The 2,636-nt window shown below is 41.1% G+C and carries 1 protein-coding gene and 1 pseudogene; both read left to right on the top strand.

From position 1 onward, the window contains the following. Nucleotides 1-1,905, top strand: a 1,905-nt coding sequence (locus CXF78_RS19810) for a GGDEF domain-containing phosphodiesterase (protein ID WP_102037727.1), incomplete at its 5' end; no start/stop codon positions are given. Between the two features lie 92 nt (nucleotides 1,906-1,997). Continuing rightward, nucleotides 1,998-2,636, top strand: a pseudogene (locus tag CXF78_RS19815) (hypothetical protein); the annotation flags it as partial.

Consider the following 2,636-nt stretch of genomic DNA (forward strand, 5'->3'; position numbering starts at 1 on the left):
TTAGGTTCCGAGTTTGAAACACTGAGCCCATTTTATTTATTAGATAATAAACTGTATCAAATTAAGTTTTCACCACTCACTAGTGGCGGTAATAGCGTTATCGGTTGGGTGGGTTTTGGGTTTCTTATCGATGATACCTTAGCTAATTCGTTGCAGAAGCTCACCGGCTTAAACAGCGGTTTTATGTTAACAACCGAAAATAATGTCATTGCGGTTGGCCATTCTGGTCTGTCGTTGCCAGACGATGAAACCTCACTATTATCGCGTTATATCATCGAAGAGAAAACCAACCACGATTATATTCTGTGGAAGCAATTTTTAGGTGAAGTTGATGGCCAGTCTTTACATGCCTATATGTATAAATCCCGCTCTGATTTGTTGGCTTCAATAGAATCACAGTGGTTACAACAGGTCGCGGTGTTAGTTATGATGTTACCGGTGTCATTGTTGTTGGCGTTTTGGATATCGGGCAGTATCACTAGGCCGATCACACAATTAATAACCCAAGCACGTTTTATCGCACAAGGTAATTATGACTCCAGTGTGAGTGTCGATTCCAGTATTGAGCTACAACAATTAGCCACTGAATTTACCTCAATGCAGCAAGCTATTTTACAACGAGAAAAAGCCATTGCTCATCAAGCTTATCATGACCCATTAACCAATTTAGGTAATCGTAATGAATTACAGCGCACGATTGAACCTTGGTTAGTCGCGGGGTCAACGATGGGGCTGTGTTTAATTAATATTCGCCGCATGACTGAAATTAATGTCACGTTAGGTCATGCTGTAGGCGATGAGGTGATTAAAGAAGTAGCTAAGCGTTTATGTGAGGTAAATCCCGATGCCTTAGCTTATCGATTGTCGGGTGATGAATTCGTTTTAGCATTTAAACATTGTGAGCACCAATCGTTTGATGTGCTTCTCAAAAAGCTCCAAAATCAAATTGGTCAGGATTATCGTTATCAAGATGTAATGTTACATTTGCAGTTTACTGCTGGTGTCAGTTTTTATCAGCCAAACGTAGATATTGTTACCCTGCTAAGACAAGCAGATACCGCTCTGCAGCATGCTAAAATAAATAAGCGTGACTATCAAATCTACGACGCCAATATCGATAAAAATAGTATTGAACGTTTTCAGCTCATTAATGAACTTAAAGTGGCTATCGAGCAAAATCAGTTAGTGTTGTATTACCAACCCAAATTAAACTTAGCCAAACAAAAAATTACCCATGTAGAGGCACTCGTTCGTTGGAATCATCCTGCTAGAGGCATTATTCCACCTGATACGTTTATCCCTATCGCCGAGAAAACCATGCAAATGGATGCATTAACTCGTTGGGTGATTACTGAAGCGATGGATCAATATCATCGTTGGCAATTACTGGGTATTAATATGTGTATAGCGGTAAATATTTCGGCTGAAAATTTAAAAGATGAACAATTTTGTCACTGGGTTATTAATGCTCTCGCAGAGCATAATGTTCCGGTTGCGGCGATGACATTAGAAATAACTGAAGATGCGGTAGTGTCAGATCCTGAACTTGCGGTAAAGCAGCTTACCTTACTGCGTAAAAATGGACTGACGTTATCAATAGATGACTACGGCACTGGCTATTCTTCATTGGCGCAATTGAAACAACTGCCAGTCGATGAACTTAAAATTGATAAGTCATTTGTGCAAAAGTTGCTGGAAAATGAAGCTGACCAAATTATAGTGCAATCGACGCTACAATTAGCTCATAATTTGGGCCTTAAAGTGGTTGCCGAAGGCATAGAAGACAAGGCTACTTTAGAATGGTTAACCAAACTAAACTGTGAAATGGGCCAAGGCTTTTACTTGTCGCGTCCATTGCCTGAGCAGCAGTTTAATGACTGGTTAGGGCAATCTGATTACCTGTAGGAGAATTGATTATTTGCGGCTTACTTACAAGGATAGTGTGTTGCTTACTGTATGTGAGTAGCTGTGTTTATGCCGACTCATTGGACCCTGACATGAATGGTCGTATGGATGTTGAGCATGATGTCAGTGGCGTGATTGATGTCCGTGTTGGTTATGCTGATAGCATCGATTCATATTTGGATGGTGGATTGGGCAAGTTTGGCGTTGATAATGGTGCACACTTAGCCATAGCACAACTGGGGTTAAGTTATCACAGCCAATGGGGCGATGCTTGGTCGAGTCGTATTGTGGCGAATGGATATGTTGATGGTATCAATAATGGATTAGGTATCACTGAAGCCATTTTACGTTATCGTGATATTCCGAGTGAGCAAGGTATTCGGTTTGATGTTCAGTTTGGCTTGATGTATCCGCAAATATCGTTAGAAAATGTTGCTACAGCGTGGGCGTCGCCTTTCACCTTAAACTATTCAACCATTAATAGTTGGTTAGCCGAAGAAGTCAGGCATGTTGGCCTGTCGACAACTGTTGAATCATTAGGGAAATATCGGCAATCAGAGCATGATTTTTCATTAACAGCTGAAGCATTTATGTTTAACGATACCACTGGAGCTATGTTGGCCTGGCATGGCTGGACTCAAACCTCAAGACAAACCTTAGTGCAAGAAACCATTCCTATCACTGCCATTCCTGCAATGGAAGAGGGTGGTATGTTAGATGCTCAAGCCGCT

Origin of the sequence: Shewanella sp. 11B5, assembly GCF_002836795.1 — a bacterium.
GTDB lineage: Bacteria > Pseudomonadota > Gammaproteobacteria > Enterobacterales > Shewanellaceae > Shewanella > Shewanella frigidimarina.